Below are 16,674 nucleotides of genomic sequence, written 5' to 3'. Positions count from 1 at the left end.
GCTCCACTTCGCTCCACTGGAGGGGGTGGGGGGTTTGTGGCGTCCCTCCACTTTCCTCCCGGGGAGCGCGGCGGGCGGGTGTGGGGGGTGGAAAGTCGGGTTGGAAAGTGGGTCATACGGGACTGTGAGCGCTCCATGTCGGAAACCGGACGGAGTGGATCATGGAAGAGCGCTCCACTGCGCTCCACCGCCTGTGAACAGGGATTACGTCCGCGAAAAGGCCTCGCGAGCGGCTGCTTTCGGGTTGCAGGTGGAGGGAAGTGGAGTAGAGTGGGGCGCAGTGGCAGGACCGAGGAACGAGACGGGACCTGCCGGCCCGAGTTGACAGGTGGTCCGACTCCCTCCGCGAAGGAGCGGAACGCCACGGCAAGGGGGTTGGGGCCGGATGTTCCTCGGCACACACACCCCGCGCCTCGACGAGAAGGGCCGGCTGATCCTCCCGGCCAAGTTCCGTGACGAGCTGGCGGGAGGTGTCGTGATCACGAAGGGGCAGGAGCGCTGTCTTTACGTGTTCCCGATGCCGGAGTTCCAGCGGATTGCCGGTCAGCTACGTGAGGCGCCGGTGACCAACAAGGCCGCCCGGGCTTACGGCCGGGTGTTCTTCGCCAGTGCTCACGACGAGGTGCCCGACAAGCAGGGGCGGGTGACCATACCAGCCCACCTGCGCGATTATGCGAGCCTCGGGCGCGACCTCGTGGTGATCGGGGCGAGCACTCGGGTCGAGATCTGGGACAAGCAGTCCTGGGAGGACTACCTCGCGGCGAGCGAGCAGGAGTTCGCCGACATCGAGGAGGGGGTGCTGCCCGGCGGACTGTAGGGCGTGCACTCGGTGGGCCTTTGTGACCGGCCCGGACGCCACTGCTGCCGTACCTCGAGATCTCCAGCCGCTCCCGCTCCTGGCGCCTCTTCCCCGGCGCCAGGCGCGTGTCCGAGCCCGGTTCATTGGGCATAGGACATGAGCGGATGGGGATCTGGTGGTACGGAATGGCGGCCGGGCCGGTGTGGCACGGCAGGAGCCGGGTGAGACGCAAGATGGTGGGGCAATGGGGGTCGTCATGGGGGAGCCGCGGGGCACACACGTGCCGGTGCTGCTCGAGCGCTGCCTCGAGTTGCTCGCTCCCGCCCTGGGCCGGCCGGGCGCCGTCCACGTCGACTTCACGCTCGGTCTCGGCGGGCATGCCGAGGCGGTGCTCGAACGATTCCCGGACGTGGTCCTGATCGGACTGGACCGCGACACCGAGGCTCTCGCCCACGCCCGGCACCGGCTCTCCCGGTTCGCCGATCGCACGCACCTGGTGCACGCGATCTATCACGAGCTGCCGCGAGTGCTCGACGAACTCGGGATTCCGGCGATCGACAGCGGACTGTTCGACCTCGGGGTCTCCTCGCTCCAGCTGGACGAGGCGGACCGCGGTTTCGCGTACGCGCAGGACGCCCCCCTGGACATGCGGATGGACCAGTCGCGCGGCGCCACCGCCGAGGAGGTCGTCAACGGCTACGAGCCGGGTGAGCTGGTGCGGATCCTCCGGCAGTACGGGGAGGAGAAGTTCGCGACGCGGATCGTCTCGACGATCGTGCGGGAGCGGGCGAAGAACCGGATCACCTCCACGGCGAGGTTGGCGGATCTGGTGAAGGACTCGATCCCGGCCGCCGCGCGGCGAACGGGTGGTAATCCCGCCAAGCGGACGTTCCAGGCACTACGCATTGAGGTGAACGGGGAGCTGGACTCGGTGGAGTCCGCGGTTCCCGCCGCTTTGGACGCTCTGGCGATCAACGGGCGACTTGTGGTGATGAGTTATCAATCGTTGGAGGACAGGATCGTCAAGCGCGCCTTCACCGCGAGGGTGCGCAGCACCGGGCCGGTCGACCTTCCGGTCGAGCTGCCCGGCACCGGGCCGTCGATGCGGTTGCTGACCCGAGGGTCGGAGCCGCCGACCGAGGCCGAGGTGGCGGAGAACCCGAGGGCTGCCTCGGTGAAGCTGCGAGCGGTGGAACGGATCGACGAGCGGGAGCAGGGACGGAAGTACGACCGGGCACCGATGGCCGGCCGCGAGCGGCCACGGGTGTCAACGGGTGGGGGACAAGGGCGGTTACGCCCGGGGGCGAAACAGGAGGGGGAGGGACGATCATGAGCGAGCGATCCGCCGCGCCTCGGCCGGGGGGCCGGGCCGAGCGGCCGCGCACCGGGGACGGTGAGCGGGGACGCCGGATGAGCGAGGCCGGCGAGGGGACTGGCGCCCGGGGGGTGCGCCAGTCCGCAACGAACGCCGGCTCGACGAGGTCGTCGGCCGACACGCGCCGTGGTCAATCCGACACGCGCCGTTCAGGGATGCGGTCCGGCAAGGGGAAACCCGTGACCGGTGCGCCCGTCGAGGGCACCGCGGCTCTGGCACTTGACGTTCCCGGCGAGGCGCCGGGGATGCCGGACGCGCGGCCCCGCCTGTGGGTGGCGCCACCGCTGCCGATCCGGGCGCCGCGGGTCACCTTCGCCGCCTCGGTGATCGTGGTGGTGCTCGCCGGCGTGCTGGGCATCCTCCTGATCAACACCAAGACGATGGAGCAGTCCTTCCGTCTGGACGCCCTGCAGAAGGAGCGGGCCGGGCTCGACACGCAGCAGCAGGAGCTGGAGCGTCAGCTGATCCAGGTGTCCGGTCCGGGCAACCTGTCGGCGATGGCGCGCCAGCAGGGTCTGGTGCCGGGCACTCCGGCGATGATCCGGCTGCCGGACGGCAAGATCGTGAGGCCGCCGAAGCCGGGCAAGGGCACGGTCGGACCGGTGGCCCAGCCGAACCTGTCGACGGTGACGCCGTCCGCGTCCGCCTCGACCGCGGCTGGTCAGGCCGAGACTGGACAAGCCGCGACCGGACAAGCCGCGACTGGACAAGCCGGGACCGGTCAGGCCGGGACCGGACAAGCCTCTGCCCCGGCTGCGGCCGGTCAGTAGGCCGTGATGTCTCCACGAGACGACGACGACACTCCGCGCCGGGGCACTCCGCCCCGGCGCGGCTCGTCCCGAGACCTTCCGGACGCCGAGACGGGCGAGGAGCAGCGGCCCCGCGACGGTCAGCCCCGCGACGGTCAGCAACGCGATGGTCAGCAACGCGACGGACATTCACGCGACGGGCAGCCGCCCCGGGACGGGCGGCGCGGGCGCAGCAGCATCAGTGAGGCGCGCGCCTACACGCCGCGCGGGCGCACCGTGGCCGAGCGGGGGCGCCTGCCGCGGTCCGGGCGCACGACTGATCCGTTCCGGCCGGCGCTGCAGGTGCTCGACGGGGGTGAGGGCGACACCGCGCCCCGCACCCGCGGGCGTGGCCGCGGTGCCGAGCCGCCGCCGGAGGAGCCGCCGAAGCAGCGCGGCAAGCGTGCCGCCGAGCCCCGTGCCGAACAGCCGAAGAAGGCGGAACCCCGTTCCGGCACCGGGGGCGACCGGTCTGCCTCTGACCGGACACGATCATCTTCAGCGCGTACCCCCAAGGAAGCCGGACCACGGCGGACCGTGACCGTGAAGCGGGGTTCGGAACGCGACGGGCGTGACCGGGACGCCCGTCGTGCCCGCCCGGTGCCGCCGGAGCCGCCGAAACTGGCGAGCAGCAGCCGGCGTCTGCGGCTGGGCACGGTGCTGGCGCTCTCCCTGTTCGTCACCATCGGCGTGCGGCTGGTGGTGCTGCAGCTGGGCACCTCCGAGCAGGAGGTGGCGCAGCTGCTCGACCTGCGGGAGAAGCGTCTCAGCACGGTGCAGCTGCCCGCGCCGCGCGGCAGCATCCTGGACACCAACGGTGAGGTGCTGGCGCACAGCGTCGAGGCACGGTACGTCTCCGCGGACCCGGAGAACACCGCCCTGCAGAAGGACATCCCGGGCATCGCGGCGCAACTCGCGCCGCTGGTGGGCGTGGCGCAGTCCGAGCTGGCCGAGAACATGCAGCGCAAGCAGGTGCTCGGGCGCTGGTTGCAGTTCCGGTACCTGGCCCGGGGCGTGGACGTCGGTGTCGCCGACCGGATCGAGGCGCTCGCCCTGCCCGGCATCTACACCCACAGCGACGAGCGGCGCGACGTGCCGGGCAAGGACCTCGCCGCGAACCTGATCGGGTTCACCGGCGACGACCACCACGGCCTGGAGGGCCTGGAGGCGCGCTACGACGACCTGCTGCACGGCACCGACGGCAAGCGGATCTTCGAGATCGGCAAGGGGAACCTCAACAAGCCGATCCCGGGCGGGTACGAGCAGTACACCGCCGCCCAGCCGGGCAACTCCCTGAAGCTCACCATCGACCAGTACGTGCAGTTCGACGTGCAGCGCATCCTCAAGAAGGCCGCGGAGAAGGCGAAGGCGACGGTGGCCGGGGCGGTCGTGATGAACGCCGAGACCGGTGAGGTGGTGGCGCAGGCCAGCTACCCGCCCTACAACGCCGCCAAGCCGCAGGATTTCGACCCGGTGGAGCGCATCGACGTGCCGACCGCGGTGGTGACCGACCCGGGCTCGACGCACAAGGCGCTCGTCTTCGGCGCGGCCCTGCAGGAGGGGATCATCACCCCGGAGTCGACCCTGGCCATCGGTCCGGCGATCAGCCGGGGCGGATTCCCCTTCGAGGACTCGCATCCGCAGGACAAGGGCACGCTGATGACGATGGAGGGGCTGCTGGCGCTCTCCTCCAACGTGGGCACCATCCTGATCGCCGACCAGCTCGGCAAGGAGAAGCTGTACGAGTACCAGAAGCTGTTCGGTCTGGGGGAGTCGACCGGGGAGGGCATGCCCGGCGAGGCCGACGGTGAACTGCTCAAGCCGGAGGACTGGAGCGGCTCGGCGAGCGGTTCGGTGCCGGTCGGCCACAGTGTCTCGGCGACCCTGGTGCAGATGGCGGCGGCGTACGGGGCCATCGCCAACGACGGCGTCTACACGCAGCCTCATCTGATCAAGGAGACCATCTCCGGTGTCGACGGCGAGGTGACGCCGTCCGCGGCGCCGGAGACGCACAAGGTCCTGGATGCGGACAAGGCCGCCCAGCTGCGGACGATGATGGAGGCCGTGGTCGAGTCGGACGTCGGCACCGGCAAGTCGGCGCGGGTCGCCGGGTACCGGGTGGCCGGCAAGACCGGCACCGGCAAGATGCTCGTGGACGGGCAGTACACCAGCCACTACGCGAGCTCGTTCGTCGGCATGGCGCCGGCCGACGACCCGAAGTTCGTCATCGCGGTCTCGATGGACGTCGCCAACGGCAGCGGCGGTGAGGTGTCCGGTCCGGCGTTCAGCGAAATGATGTCCTACACCCTCCTTCATTACGGAGTGCCACCGTCCGGTACCAAGTCGCCGACTTTCAAGATCCATCCATGAACGCCAGCCGCATGGCGTTGACGAGAAGCTGTGAGGGACCGGGTAGGGTCTGACGCCGTGTCCGGCATTACCCGACCCGAGACCGTCGCGCCGCACCCGCTTGCCCAGCTCGCAGAGCTGGTGCACGCGGAGTTGTGCGGTGCTGACGCAGAGGTCTCCGGCGTGACGCACAGTAGCAATGCGGTGCGTTCCGGAGATCTGTACGCGGCGCTTCCCGGCGCCAACCGGCACGGCGCGGAGTTCGTCTCCGCCGCCGCCCGAGCCGGGGCGGTCGCGGTACTCACCGATCCCGCCGGTCGGGAGGCGGCGATACAGGCCGGTCTGCCGGTCCTCGTCGTGGACGACCCGCGTGCCGTGCTCGGCGCGGTCGCCGCGGCGATCTACGGCGAGCCGTCCCGGCGGCTCACCATGATCGGCGTGACCGGCACGGCCGGGAAGACCTCCACGTCGTACCTGGTGGAGGCCGGTCTGCGGGCCGCCGGTCTGGTGACCGGCCTGGTCGGCACGGTGGAGACCCGCCTCGGCGACCACGTCGTCAAGAGCGTGCGGACCACGCCGGAGGCGACCGACCTGCAGGCGATCCTGGCCTCCGGGGTGGAGCGCGGGGTGTCGGCGGTGGTCATGGAGGTGTCCAGCCACGCCCTGGTGATGGGGCGGGCGGACGGGATCCGGTTCGCCGCGGCCGGGTACACCAACTTCGGCCAGGACCACCTGGACTTCCACCCGACGGCCGAGGACTACTTCGAGGCGAAGGCGCGTCTCTTCGACGGCCGGGCGCGAGTCGAAGTGCTTAACTACGATGATTCGGCAGTTATGCGCTTGAAGGGTGATGGAACGGTCACCTACTCGGCGGCCGGCGCGGAAGACGCCACCTGGTGGGCGTCCGACGTCCGGCCCTCCGCCTTCGGGCAGCTGTTCACCGCGCATGGGCCGGACGGGATCACCGTCGAGACCGGCGTGGCGCTGCCCGGCCTGCACAACATCGCCAACGCGCTGCTCGCGCTGGCCCTGCTGGTCGGCGCCGGCATCGACCCGGCGACCGCCGGGCAGGGCATCAGGGACTGCCGGGGCGTTCCTGGCCGTCTGGAGCGCGTCGACGCCCCCGGCGAGATCCTCGGGGTGGTCGACTATGCCCACAAGCCGAACGCGATCGTGGCGGCCCTGGCGGCCCTGCGGGAGCTGGCGTCCGCCCGCGGTGGCGGCCTGATCTGTGTGATCGGTGCCGGCGGCGACCGGGACAAGGGCAAGCGCCCGCTGATGGGCGAGGCCGCGGCGCAGGGATCCGACCTGGTCATCGTCACCGACGACAACCCGCGCACCGAGGACCCCGCCGCGATCCGGGCCGCGGTGCGCGTCGGCGCCGAGGAGGCCGGGACCGCCGCGAAGATCATCGAGGTGGGTGGGCGCCGGGCGGCGATCGCCGAGGCGGTCCGCCTCGCCGCGCCCGGCGACGTGATCGCGGTGCTGGGCAAGGGCAACGAACAGGGGCAGGAGGTCGACGGCGAGGTGCTGCCGTTCGACGACCGCATCGAGCTGGCTACCGCTCTGGAGGGCCGATCATGATCCGGATGACGCTGACCGAGATCGCCACGATCACCGGTGGCACGGTCGTCAACGCCACCGGCGACGAGGCCGTCACCGGCGGGGTGGAGTACGACTCCCGCAAACTCGGCCCGGGTGGCCTCTTCGTCGCCTTCGCCGGCGAGAAGGCGGACGGGCACGACTTCGCCCCGGCCGCGATCGCCGGTGGCGCCGCGGCCTACCTGGGCTCCCGGGACGCGGGCGTGCCCGGTGTGGTGGTCGCGGACCCGCTGGCCGCCGTCACCACGCTGGCCCGGGAGGTCGCCTCCCGGCTGGACAAGCTGACCGTGGTCGGGGTGACCGGCTCGTCCGGCAAGACCACCACCAAGGACTACATCGGTCAGCTCCTGGCGCACCTCGGGCCGACCGTGGCGCTGCCCGGATCGCTCAACAACGAGCTGGGTTTCCCGTACACCGTGCTGCAGGCCACCGAGGAGACCCGCTTCCTGGTGCTGGAGATGGGTGCCCGGGCCGTCGGGCACGTAGCCCACCTGTGCGGGATCGCCCCGCCGAGGATCGGCGTGGTGCTCAACGTCGGCGCGGCGCACATCGGCAAGTTCGGCTCGATGGAGGGCACCGCCCAGGCCAAGGGTGAGCTGGTCGAGTCGCTGCCGGCGGACGGCACCGCGGTCATCAACGCGGATGACGCGCTGGTCGCCGCGATGGCGTCGCGGACCTCCGCCCGGGTGACGCTCACCGGCGAATCGGACGCGGCGACGGTGAAGGCCACGGAAGTGACTGTTGATCACTACGGTCGCGCCAGCTATACACTCATAAGTGGTGAAAAAACTGGTTTTGTCCGACTGGCTGTCGTCGGGCGGCATCAGGTGGCGAACACCCTCGCCGCCGCCGCCGTGGCGCTCGCCGCGGGCATGGCCTTCGACGACGTGATCACCGCGCTTCCGGAGGTGGGCATCGTCTCCGAACGCCGGATGGACGTGGTCACCCGCCCGGACGGCGTGGTGCTCGTCGACGACTCGTACAACGCGAACACGTCGTCCACCATCGCCGCACTGCGGGCGCTGGCGGCGATGAGTGAGGGCCGGCGCACCACCGCGGTGCTCGGCTACATGGCCGAACTGGGGGAGTACGAAGTATCCGGTCACGCCGAGGTGGGGCGGCTCGCCGCCGAACTCGGGGTGGACCGGCTGATCGCGGTCTCCGCGGAGGCCGCGCCGGTCCTGGACGGCGCCGCCGAAGTCGCCGGATGGACGGGGCAGGCGCACTTCGCCGCCGACCAGGCGGCCGCGATCGAGATTCTGCAGCAGGACCTGCGCGCCGACGACGTCGTGCTGGTCAAGGGTTCCCGGTATCGGACATGGGACGTCGCCGACTGGTTGCGGCGCTCCGAGGAGGTTTAGCCCCGTGAGGGCAGTCATCGTCGCGGCCGCGGTCGCCTTTCTCATCTCTCTGTTCGGCACCCCGATCGCGATCCGGGTCTTCTCGGCGCTCAAGGCCGGTCAGCCGATCCGGAGCATCGGACCGCAGACCCACCTGGGCAAGCGCGGCACCCCCACGATGGGCGGCGTGGCGTTCATCATCGCCACGGTCTTCGCCTACGTGGCCGGGCACCTGGCGCTGACCACCCTGCCGGACCGGCAGATCGCCCAGGAGAAGCCGACCATGACCGCCCTGGTCCTGCTCGGTCTCTTCGTCTTCTGCGGTGCCGTCGGCTTCATGGACGACTTCCTCAAGATCCGTAAACGCAACTCGGACGGCCTCAGCGCCAAGGGCAAACTGCTCGGCCAGATGCTGATCGGTACCGCGTTCGGCATCGCCGCCCTCTACGTGCCCAGCACCAACGGCCAGACGGTCGCCAGTGAGAACATCTCCTTCATCCGCGACGTCGACTGGCTCAACGTCGGCAAGGTCGGTTCGGTCATGGTGTTCGTCTTCGTGATCATGGCGATGTCGAACGGCGTGAACCTCACCGACGGCCTCGACGGTCTGGCCACCGGTGCGTCGATCCTGGTCCTCGGGGCGTACTCGCTGATCGGCTTCTGGCAGTACCGGCACTGGTGCGGTGACGACAACTACCGCTCCACGAGCGCCCTCACCGAGACGCACTGCTATCAGGTCCGAGATCCCCTCGAGATCGCGATGATCGCGGCGGCGGCGGCCGCGGCCTGTGTCGGCTTCCTCTGGTGGAACACCAACCCGGCCCGCATCTTCATGGGCGACACCGGCGCGCTGGCCCTCGGTGGCCTGATCGGCGGCCTCGCGGTGGCCACCCGCACCACCCTGCTCTCGGTGATCATCGGCGGCCTCTTCGTCATCATCACGATGTCGGTGGTCATCCAGATCATCTCCTTCAAGACCACCGGCAAGCGTGTCTTCCGGATGTCCCCGCTTCAGCACCACTTCGAGCTGGCGGGCTGGTCCGAGGTCAACATCGTGGTCCGGTTCTGGATCATCGCCGGCATCTGCGCGGCGATCGGCCTGGGCCTGTTCTACAGCGACCACCTGGCGGTCATGGGATAACCCCTTCTCGGGTACGCGTACAGCGGGTCGTCACCCTGCCTCTCCGGCGGGTCGGCGGCCCGCTGTTCGCGTACCGGGGTTGATCTTCGGGGGTGACCACGCACGCAGGTCGCCCCGGAGGGCTTCACGCTCTGGACGCGTAGCGGCCAGTGAAGCGCTTCGGGGCCCTCGGCGGGAGCGACGGTCTGCACCACCCACTCTGCTACGACATCGGTCTTGACGATCGCCCGGTGACGGACGGCATAAACGTGCGACACGCCCGGTTCGTGACGCGTGGGGATGTGGACGGCGGACGATGATGGGGCCATGGCGGACGACCGAACCCAGACGGCCCGCCCGACACTGAGCCGGCAGCTGCTGCCCGCGGTGCACGGGCTGCTGGCGCGACCACTGTCGTCCTACTACCTGCTGATCGCCAGTGCCGGGCTGCTGCTGCTGATCGGCCTGACGATGGTCTTCTCGGCGACCAGCGTGAAGGCCTACGCCGAGGACGGGAACGCCTTCTCGGCACTCACCAGCCAGGTGGTGTTCGCGCTGCTCGGGCTGGTGGCGTTCTGGGTCTGCCAGCGGCTGCCCGCGCTGACCCTGCGGACCCTGGGCAAGTACGTCCTCGGCCTGGCGATCGGCCTGCTCGGTGTGCTCGACGTGCTGATGGCGCTCGAAGGTGTCGGCCTGCTGGGCTCGGCGCGGCTGGGACCGCTCGAGGCGAACCTGAACTGGCTGTACGTGGGCCCGGTCAGCCTGCAGCCGGCCGAACTCGCCAAGCTGGGCATGGTGCTGTGGGGCGCGGACGTGATGGCGCGCAAGGGTGCCTCGCTGGCGCACTGGCGGGAGCTGGCGATGCCGCTGTTCCCGGTGGTGGGCCTGCTGTTCGTGCTGGTCGGCTACAACGACCTGGGCACCATGCTGGTGCTGCTGGCGCTGATCATCGGTCTGCTCTGGGCCGCCGGGGTACGCCTGCGGGTCTTCGGTGCGCTGGGGGTGCTGGGACTCGCCGGCATCGGCCTGCTGATCGCCGCCGCCTCACGGGGTGCCGGCTCCGGGTCGGCCGACGCGCCCAACTACCGCCTGGAGCGGCTCACCAGCTTCCTGACGCCGTTGAAGGACTGCGACCCGACCCGGGAGTGCTACCAGGTCATCCAGGGCCGCTCGGCGATCTTCGAGGGCGGCTGGTTCGGTGTCGGCCTGGGCAAGGGCGCACTGAAGTGGAACTGGCTGCCGCAGGCGGACAACGACTTCATCTTCGCGGTGGTCGCCGAGGAACTGGGCGTGGTCGGCTGCGCGGTGGTGCTGGCGCTGCTGTCCGTGCTGGCCTACACCGGTTTCCGCATCGCCCGCCGGGTCGCCGACCCGTTCCGCCGCCTCGCCGCGACCGCGATCACCACCTGGCTGGTGGCCCAAGCAGTGATCAACATGGGCGGCGTGGTCGGTCTGCTGCCCATCACCGGCCTGCCGCTGCCGTTCATCTCCGCAGGTGGCAGTGCCCTCGTGGTGACGCTCGCGGCGATCGGCATGCTCGCCTCGTTCGCCCGCGCGGAACCGGACGCCGCACGAGCCCTGAACGCCCGTCCGACCCCGAGATGGGTACGACTAGTGTGGGCCCCGCTGCCGCCGCTCCCCCCGCCGCGGCGGCCGGGACAGTCACGTCCTCCTGCCGGGAAGAAGACGAGCAGTGGGACTTCCGTGGGCGCGGGGGGCGAGAGGAGACGGTGATGGGTCCGCTGCGGTCGGTCGTGCTCGCCGGAGGAGGCACCGGCGGTCACATCTATCCGCTGATCGCCTTCGCCGACGCCTTGCGACGCCACTTCCCCCAGGTCAAAATCACCACGCTGGGCAGCCCGAAGGGCATGGAGAACCAGTTGATCCCGGCCGCCGGCTACGACCTGCGGCCGATCCCGGCCTTCCAGCTGCCCCGGTCCCTCAATCTCGACCTGCTGCGTACGCCGGACCGGATGTACAAGTCGGCGGCCGCGTGCGGCGACATCATCGACGAGGTGCAGGCCGAGGTGGTCGTCGGTTTCGGCGGCTACGTGTCGGTGCCGGCCTACCTCGCCGCCTGGCGCCGTGAGCTGCCGATCGTGATCCACGAGGTGAACGTGCCACCGGGCGTCGCGAACCGGATGGGCATGAAGTTCACCAAGCGCATCGCGGTGGGCTTCCCGCACCAGCTGGAGCAGGCCGAGTCGCTGCGCAACGCGCGCCTGGTCGGTGTGCCGCTGCGGACCGGCATCTCCCAGCTGGACCGGCCGGCGCTGCGCCCGCAGGCGCTTTACCACTTCGGGCTGCGCCCCGACCTGCCGGTGCTGTTCGTGTCCGGCGGTTCGTCCGGTGCGCGCAGCATCAACCTGGCGGTGGCGGCGGCGGCCAAGAAACTGGCGCACGCCGGCATCCAGGTGCTGCACGTGCAGGGCGGCCGCAACGAGCCGTTCGACGTGCCGAACGACCTGCCGGTGCCCTATGTCGTTGTGCCCTACCTGTCGGACATGCAGCTCGGATACGCTGCCGCCGACCTGATGCTCTGCCGCGGCGGAGCGATCACGGTGGCCGAGACGACAGCGCTCGGCATGCCGGCGATCTACGTGCCGTACCCGTACAGCAACCAGGAACAACGGCGTAACGCGCTACCGATCGTCGACTCGGGCGGTGGCCTGATCGTCGACGACAGCGAGATGACTCCGGAATGGGTGGAGCACAACATCATCCCGCTGGCACGTGACCGGCAGCGGCTCGCCCAGATGGGCGCCGCCGCCGCGAGTTATGGCCGTCGTGACGGTGACGAGGCGCTGGTGCGTTTCGTTCTCGAAGCGGTGCGCTGATGCATTTTCTTGAAGGAGCGGATCTGTGAACACGGCGGAGCTGACGCCGGCCGGCGAGTTGACCGCCGAGGACCTGGGCAGCGTGCATCTCATCGGCATCGGCGGAGTCGGCATGGGCGGCCTCGCCCGGCTGCTGCTGACCCGTGGCGTCCCGGTCTCCGGCAGCGAACTGCGGGAGTGGCCCGCGCTGGCGGCACTGCGCGCGCTCGGCGGCACGGTGCACATGGCGCACGAGGCGTCGAACCTCGACGGGGTGGACACGGTCGTCTACTCGACCGCGATCCCGCGGGACCACATCGAGCTGGCCGAGGCCCGCCGCCGCGGTCTGCGCGTGCTGCACCGCTCGGAGGCCCTGGCCGCGGCGATGACCGGCCGGCAGACGATCGCGGTGGCCGGCACGCACGGCAAGACCACCACCACGTCGATCATGACGGTGATCCTGCAGCACGCCGGCCTGGACCCGTCGTTCGTGATCGGCGGCGAGATGTCCGCGGCCGGCGCCAACGGCCACCACGGCACCGGCCCGCACTTCGTGGCCGAGGCCGACGAGCACGACCGGTCGTTCCTGATCTACCGGCCGCACGTCGCGATCATCACGAACATCGAGGGCGACCACCTCAACAACTGGGGTGACCTGGAGACGCTCAAGGCGGGCTTCCTGGAGTTCGGCTCGCTGGCCGACGGGTTCGTGGTGACCTGCGCGGACGGCCCCGGCACCGAGGAACTCATCGCGGGGCTCAAGGCCGCGGGCAAGACCGTTTACACGTACGGGGAGAGCGAAGGCGCCGACCTGCGGGTCAGCGGGATCGTCACCACCGTGAGCGGGGTCCGCTACCAGGCCGAGTTGAACGGGGAGGCGCTCGGTGAGGTGAAGCTGGCGTTGCCCGGCAAGCACATGGGGCTGAACAGCGCGGCGACCGTGCTGACCGCGCTGAAACTGGGCCTGTCGCTGGACAAGGTGCTGGAGGCCCTGGAGGCGTTCCCGGGGGTCCGCCGCCGGTTCGAGCGCAAGGGCATCGCCGCCGGCGTGCGGGTGTACGACGAGTACGCGTACCACCCGACCTCGGTGAAGGCGGCGCTGCGCACCCTGCGGGACGTGGCCGGTGACGGGCGCCTGCTGGTGGTGTTCCAGCCGTACCGGGTCTACCGGACCCGGGACCTGGAGGCGGAGCTGGCCGACGGCCTCGCGGTCGCCGACGAGGTGATCTGCATGGAGGTGTTCGGTCCGGGCGAGACCCGTGGCCCCGGTGAGGGCGGCCGGGCGCTGACCGCGGCGATCGATCTGCCCGCGGACCGCAAGGTCTTCGTGCCGGACTGGGAGGACGTGCCGGCCGAGGTGGTCAAGCGGTCCCGGCCGGGCGACGTGGTGGTCACCATGGGCGCGCCGCCGATCTCGCTGATGGGCGACGAGCTGCTGGCCGCGCTGGCCGAGGCCGACCACAAGCCGGACCTGGCGAGGTAACACCGGTGGCGGGCGGGGGCACGCGCAACTGGCGTCTGGTGCGCGCCGACACGGACGCCGTGCCGCCGTCGGCGCGCCGGTTCATGGCCCGGGCCCGGCAGCGGCGCCTGCGTGCTCTGCTGCCGTGGCTGATCGGTGTGGGCGTGCTGGCCGCGGCCGGTGGCCTGACGTGGACGGTGTACGGCACGGCGGTGCTGGGTGTCCGGGCGGTGGAGGTGGTCGGCGCGGAGACCCTCACCCCGGACCAGGTCCGTGCGGCCGCCGCGGTGCCGGATCTGCTGCCGCTGGCCCGGGTCGACCTGGACGAGGTCGCCGCCCGGGTTCGCGGCCTGCCGCCGGCCGGCCGGGTGGCGGTGCGCCGCAGCTGGCCGTCGACCCTGGTGGTCGAGGTGGTGGAGCGGACGCCGGTGGCGGTGGTGCCGGCGAACGGCACATTCGTGCTGATCGACGAGCTGGGTGTGCCGTTCCGCTCGATGACCGAGCAGCCGGGTGGTCTGCCGCTGGCCCGTCTGGCGACGCCGGGGCCGGCCGACGAGAACACCGGCTCGGCGCTGACCGTGCTGGCGGCGCTCAGCGACGACCTCCGGGAGCAGCTGGTGGCGGTGTCGGTGGAGTCGCCGGTGCAGATCCGTCTGGAGTTGCGCAAGGGGCGCGAGGTCATCTGGGGCGACGACACCAAGAGCGACGAGAAGAGCAAGGTCGCGACGGCGTTGTTGGGTCAGAAAGGCGACGAGATCGATGTGAGCGCGCCGACAGTCGTCACAATCAGGTAAGTGGCCGGTTATACCGGACGTTGCGGCATGAACGGAATATTACGTGCAAGGTTACGGGTGAGTCGGATACTCACCTCGTAAGCGGACGCGACACGCCGCCCCGGGTCTTTGGTCGAGGGGGGATGTCCGCTTAGGTTGCGTCGAGAGGTTTCAGTAGTTGACATAACTCTAAACCTCTAGTAGAGGGTGAGGGTTTCCTCGCCCTCCCTTGTACGGCTGCGGATGTCGAAGTGCGGTCCCCTCTCGGACCGCAGGGGCCGTCGACATTCGCCAACCCTGGAAGGGATGGCTGAGCCCGATGACACCTCCGCACAACTACCTTGCGGTCATCAAGGTCGTCGGCATCGGTGGTGGCGGCGTGAACGCCGTCAACCGCATGATCGAGGTTGGGCTCAAGGGAGTCGAATTCATCGCGATCAACACCGATGCCCAAGCGCTGCTGATGTCGGATGCCGACGTCAAACTGGACGTCGGCCGTGAGCTGACCCGTGGACTGGGCGCCGGCGCTCAGCCCGAGGTCGGCAAGAATGCCGCCGAGGACCACCGCGACGAGATCGAGGAGGTCCTCAAGGGGGCCGACATGGTCTTCGTGACGTGCGGCGAGGGTGGTGGCACCGGCACCGGTGGCGCGCCCGTGGTCGCCAACATCGCCCGCAAGCTGGGCGCCCTGACCATCGGCGTGGTCACCCGGCCGTTCTCGTTCGAGGGCAAGCGCCGTCAGGTGCAGGCCGAGGCCGGTATCGACGAACTGCGTAACCAGTGCGACACGCTGATCGTGATTCCGAACGACCGGTTGCTGGCTCTCGGTGACCGGGGTATCAGCATGATGGACGCGTTCCGTCAGGCCGACCAGGTACTTCTCTCCGGTGTGCAGGGCATCACCGACCTGATCACCACACCGGGTCTGATCAACCTGGACTTCGCCGACGTCAAGAGCGTGATGAGCAACGCGGGCAGCGCGCTCATGGGCATCGGCAGTGCGCGCGGCGACAACCGCGCGGTCGAGGCGGCCGAGCGTGCCATCTCCAGCCCGCTGCTGGAGCAGAGCATGGACGGCGCGCGCGGCGTGCTGCTCTCCATCGCCGGTGGCTCGGACCTGGGTCTGTTCGAGATCAACGACGCGGCGCAGCTGGTCACCGACGCGGCACACCCGGACGCGAACATCATCTTCGGCGCGGTCATCGACGACGCGCTCGGCGACGAGGTCCGGGTCACGGTGATCGCCGCGGGCTTCGACGGGGGCACGCCCTCGTACAAGCCGGTCGAATCGGTCCGTAAGGTGCCGCAGCCGTCCACCGGCGGCAGCACCCCGGCACCCACGCCGGCGGTCACCCCGCCGCCGCCGGCCGCGACCACCCCGCCGCCGCGCCGGGTGCTCTTCGACGATGTGGACGTGCCGGACTTCCTGAAGAACGGTTCCTGACTCTCTTCATGAATCAGAACGACGACGGGCGGCGAGCTGAGCTCGCCGCCAATCTCGTGCAGGTGCGGGAACGTATCGCCCGGGCCTGCACCGCGGCCGGCCGCGAGCCGGGCGAGGTCACGCTGACCGCGGTGACCAAGACGTACCCGGCGAGCGACGTGGTCCTGCTCGCCGGTCTCGGCGTCACGGACGTCGGGGAGAACAAGGACCAGGAGGCCGGCGCGAAGGCGGACGTGGTGAGCGCCGCGGGCGCCACCGGTCTGCGCTGGCACTTCGTCGGGCAGTTGCAGCGCAACAAGGCCCGATCGGTGGCCCGGTACGCCGACGTGATCGAGTCGGTGGACTCGGTACGCCTGATCACCGCACTGGACCGGGCCTCCGCCGAGCGGACGGTCCCGCTGGAGGTGCTGATCCAGGTGAGTATCGATGGGGACCCGGATCGCGGCGGCGTGATTGAGAATGATCTCTGGGGGGTATCGGAAGCCGCGGCCTCGTCACCGGGGCTGAGGCTGGGCGGCCTGATGGCTGTCGCGCCGCGCGGTTGGGAACCGGACCGGGCGTTCGAGAAGCTGGCCGTCCTCTCCGGACGGTTGGCCGCTCGGTACCCCGCAGCGACGACCGTCTCCGCGGGCATGAGCGGCGACCTCGAGGCCGCGATTCGGCACGGGGCGACACACGTACGGATCGGAACATCTTTACTCGGGATGCGAAACTCGCTGCGGTAGCCTTGCGGCGGGCAGCAAACTACACAGGTGTTGTTTAACGCGACGAGCCACCACAAACGGCCGTAGCGTCCGACGACGCAG

Annotated in this window: 13 protein-coding genes; all 13 read left to right on the top strand. The window is 70.2% G+C overall.

Annotated features, from left to right (window positions below):
• Positions 1-385 precede the first annotated feature (385 nt).
• The 13 genes from mraZ to WH85_RS09415 all read left to right on the top strand — a co-directional run bounded on the left by mraZ (position 386) and on the right by WH85_RS09415 (position 16,593).
• The gene (gene mraZ / locus WH85_RS09475) at positions 386-817 is read left to right on the top strand and encodes a division/cell wall cluster transcriptional repressor MraZ (protein ID WP_045741361.1); all 432 of its coding nucleotides are present in this window, start codon (positions 386-388) and stop codon (positions 815-817) included.
• Positions 818-1,043: 226 nt separating this feature from the next.
• A complete protein-coding gene (rsmH, locus tag WH85_RS09470) occupies positions 1,044-2,132 on the top strand; it encodes a 16S rRNA (cytosine(1402)-N(4))-methyltransferase RsmH (protein ID WP_045741360.1) in 1,089 nt (362 codons plus the stop codon).
• A 221-nt stretch (positions 2,133-2,353) separates the two neighbouring features.
• Positions 2,354-2,944 carry a cell division protein FtsL gene (ftsL, locus tag WH85_RS52190; protein ID WP_211275322.1) on the top strand — a complete coding sequence of 197 codons (591 nt, stop codon included), beginning with the start codon at positions 2,354-2,356 and terminating at the stop codon, positions 2,942-2,944.
• 6 nt (positions 2,945-2,950) lie between these two features.
• Complete coding sequence (locus WH85_RS09460; protein WP_045741359.1) at positions 2,951-5,332, top strand: penicillin-binding transpeptidase domain-containing protein; 2,382 nt, start codon at positions 2,951-2,953, stop codon at positions 5,330-5,332.
• A 117-nt stretch (positions 5,333-5,449) separates the two neighbouring features.
• Positions 5,450-6,895 (top strand): UDP-N-acetylmuramoyl-L-alanyl-D-glutamate--2,6-diaminopimelate ligase, encoded by a 1,446-nt coding sequence (locus WH85_RS09455; RefSeq protein ID WP_425394626.1) that lies wholly within the window; start codon positions 5,450-5,452, stop codon positions 6,893-6,895.
• Positions 6,892-8,274, top strand: coding sequence for a UDP-N-acetylmuramoyl-tripeptide--D-alanyl-D-alanine ligase (locus WH85_RS09450; protein ID WP_045741357.1), 1,383 nt, complete (start codon positions 6,892-6,894; stop codon positions 8,272-8,274). The genes WH85_RS09455 and WH85_RS09450 overlap by 4 nt, the downstream gene beginning before the upstream one ends.
• Positions 8,275-8,278: 4 nt before the next feature.
• Positions 8,279-9,394 carry a phospho-N-acetylmuramoyl-pentapeptide-transferase gene (gene mraY / locus WH85_RS09445; RefSeq protein ID WP_045741356.1) on the top strand — a complete coding sequence of 372 codons (1,116 nt, stop codon included), beginning with the start codon at positions 8,279-8,281 and terminating at the stop codon, positions 9,392-9,394.
• 306 nt (positions 9,395-9,700) lie between these two features.
• On the top strand, positions 9,701-11,107 hold the full coding sequence (locus WH85_RS09440) for an FtsW/RodA/SpoVE family cell cycle protein (protein WP_045741355.1): 1,407 nt from the start codon (positions 9,701-9,703) through the stop codon (positions 11,105-11,107).
• Positions 11,107-12,210: an undecaprenyldiphospho-muramoylpentapeptide beta-N-acetylglucosaminyltransferase gene (gene murG / locus WH85_RS09435; protein WP_045741354.1), complete on the top strand. Its 1,104-nt coding sequence runs from the start codon at positions 11,107-11,109 to the stop codon at positions 12,208-12,210. The genes WH85_RS09440 and murG overlap by 1 nt, the downstream gene beginning before the upstream one ends.
• Before the next feature lie 25 nt (positions 12,211-12,235).
• Positions 12,236-13,672 carry a UDP-N-acetylmuramate--L-alanine ligase gene (gene murC / locus WH85_RS09430; protein WP_045741353.1) on the top strand — a complete coding sequence of 479 codons (1,437 nt, stop codon included), beginning with the start codon at positions 12,236-12,238 and terminating at the stop codon, positions 13,670-13,672.
• Positions 13,673-13,677: 5 nt separating this feature from the next.
• A complete protein-coding gene (locus WH85_RS09425) occupies positions 13,678-14,445 on the top strand; it encodes a cell division protein FtsQ/DivIB (RefSeq protein WP_045741352.1) in 768 nt (255 codons plus the stop codon).
• 298 nt (positions 14,446-14,743) lie between these two features.
• Positions 14,744-15,868, top strand: coding sequence for a cell division protein FtsZ (gene ftsZ / locus WH85_RS09420; RefSeq protein WP_045741351.1), 1,125 nt, complete (start codon positions 14,744-14,746; stop codon positions 15,866-15,868).
• 8 nt (positions 15,869-15,876) lie between these two features.
• On the top strand, positions 15,877-16,593 hold the full coding sequence (locus WH85_RS09415) for a YggS family pyridoxal phosphate-dependent enzyme (RefSeq protein WP_045741350.1): 717 nt from the start codon (positions 15,877-15,879) through the stop codon (positions 16,591-16,593).
• The last annotated feature ends 81 nt before the right edge of the window (positions 16,594-16,674 follow it).

The sequence above is a fragment of the Actinoplanes rectilineatus genome, from assembly GCF_000962825.1.
Classification (GTDB): domain Bacteria; phylum Actinomycetota; class Actinomycetes; order Mycobacteriales; family Micromonosporaceae; genus Actinoplanes; species Actinoplanes rectilineatus.
The sequence above is the reverse complement of the archived record's forward strand: the minus strand, read 5'-3'. Positions and strand labels throughout refer to the sequence as shown.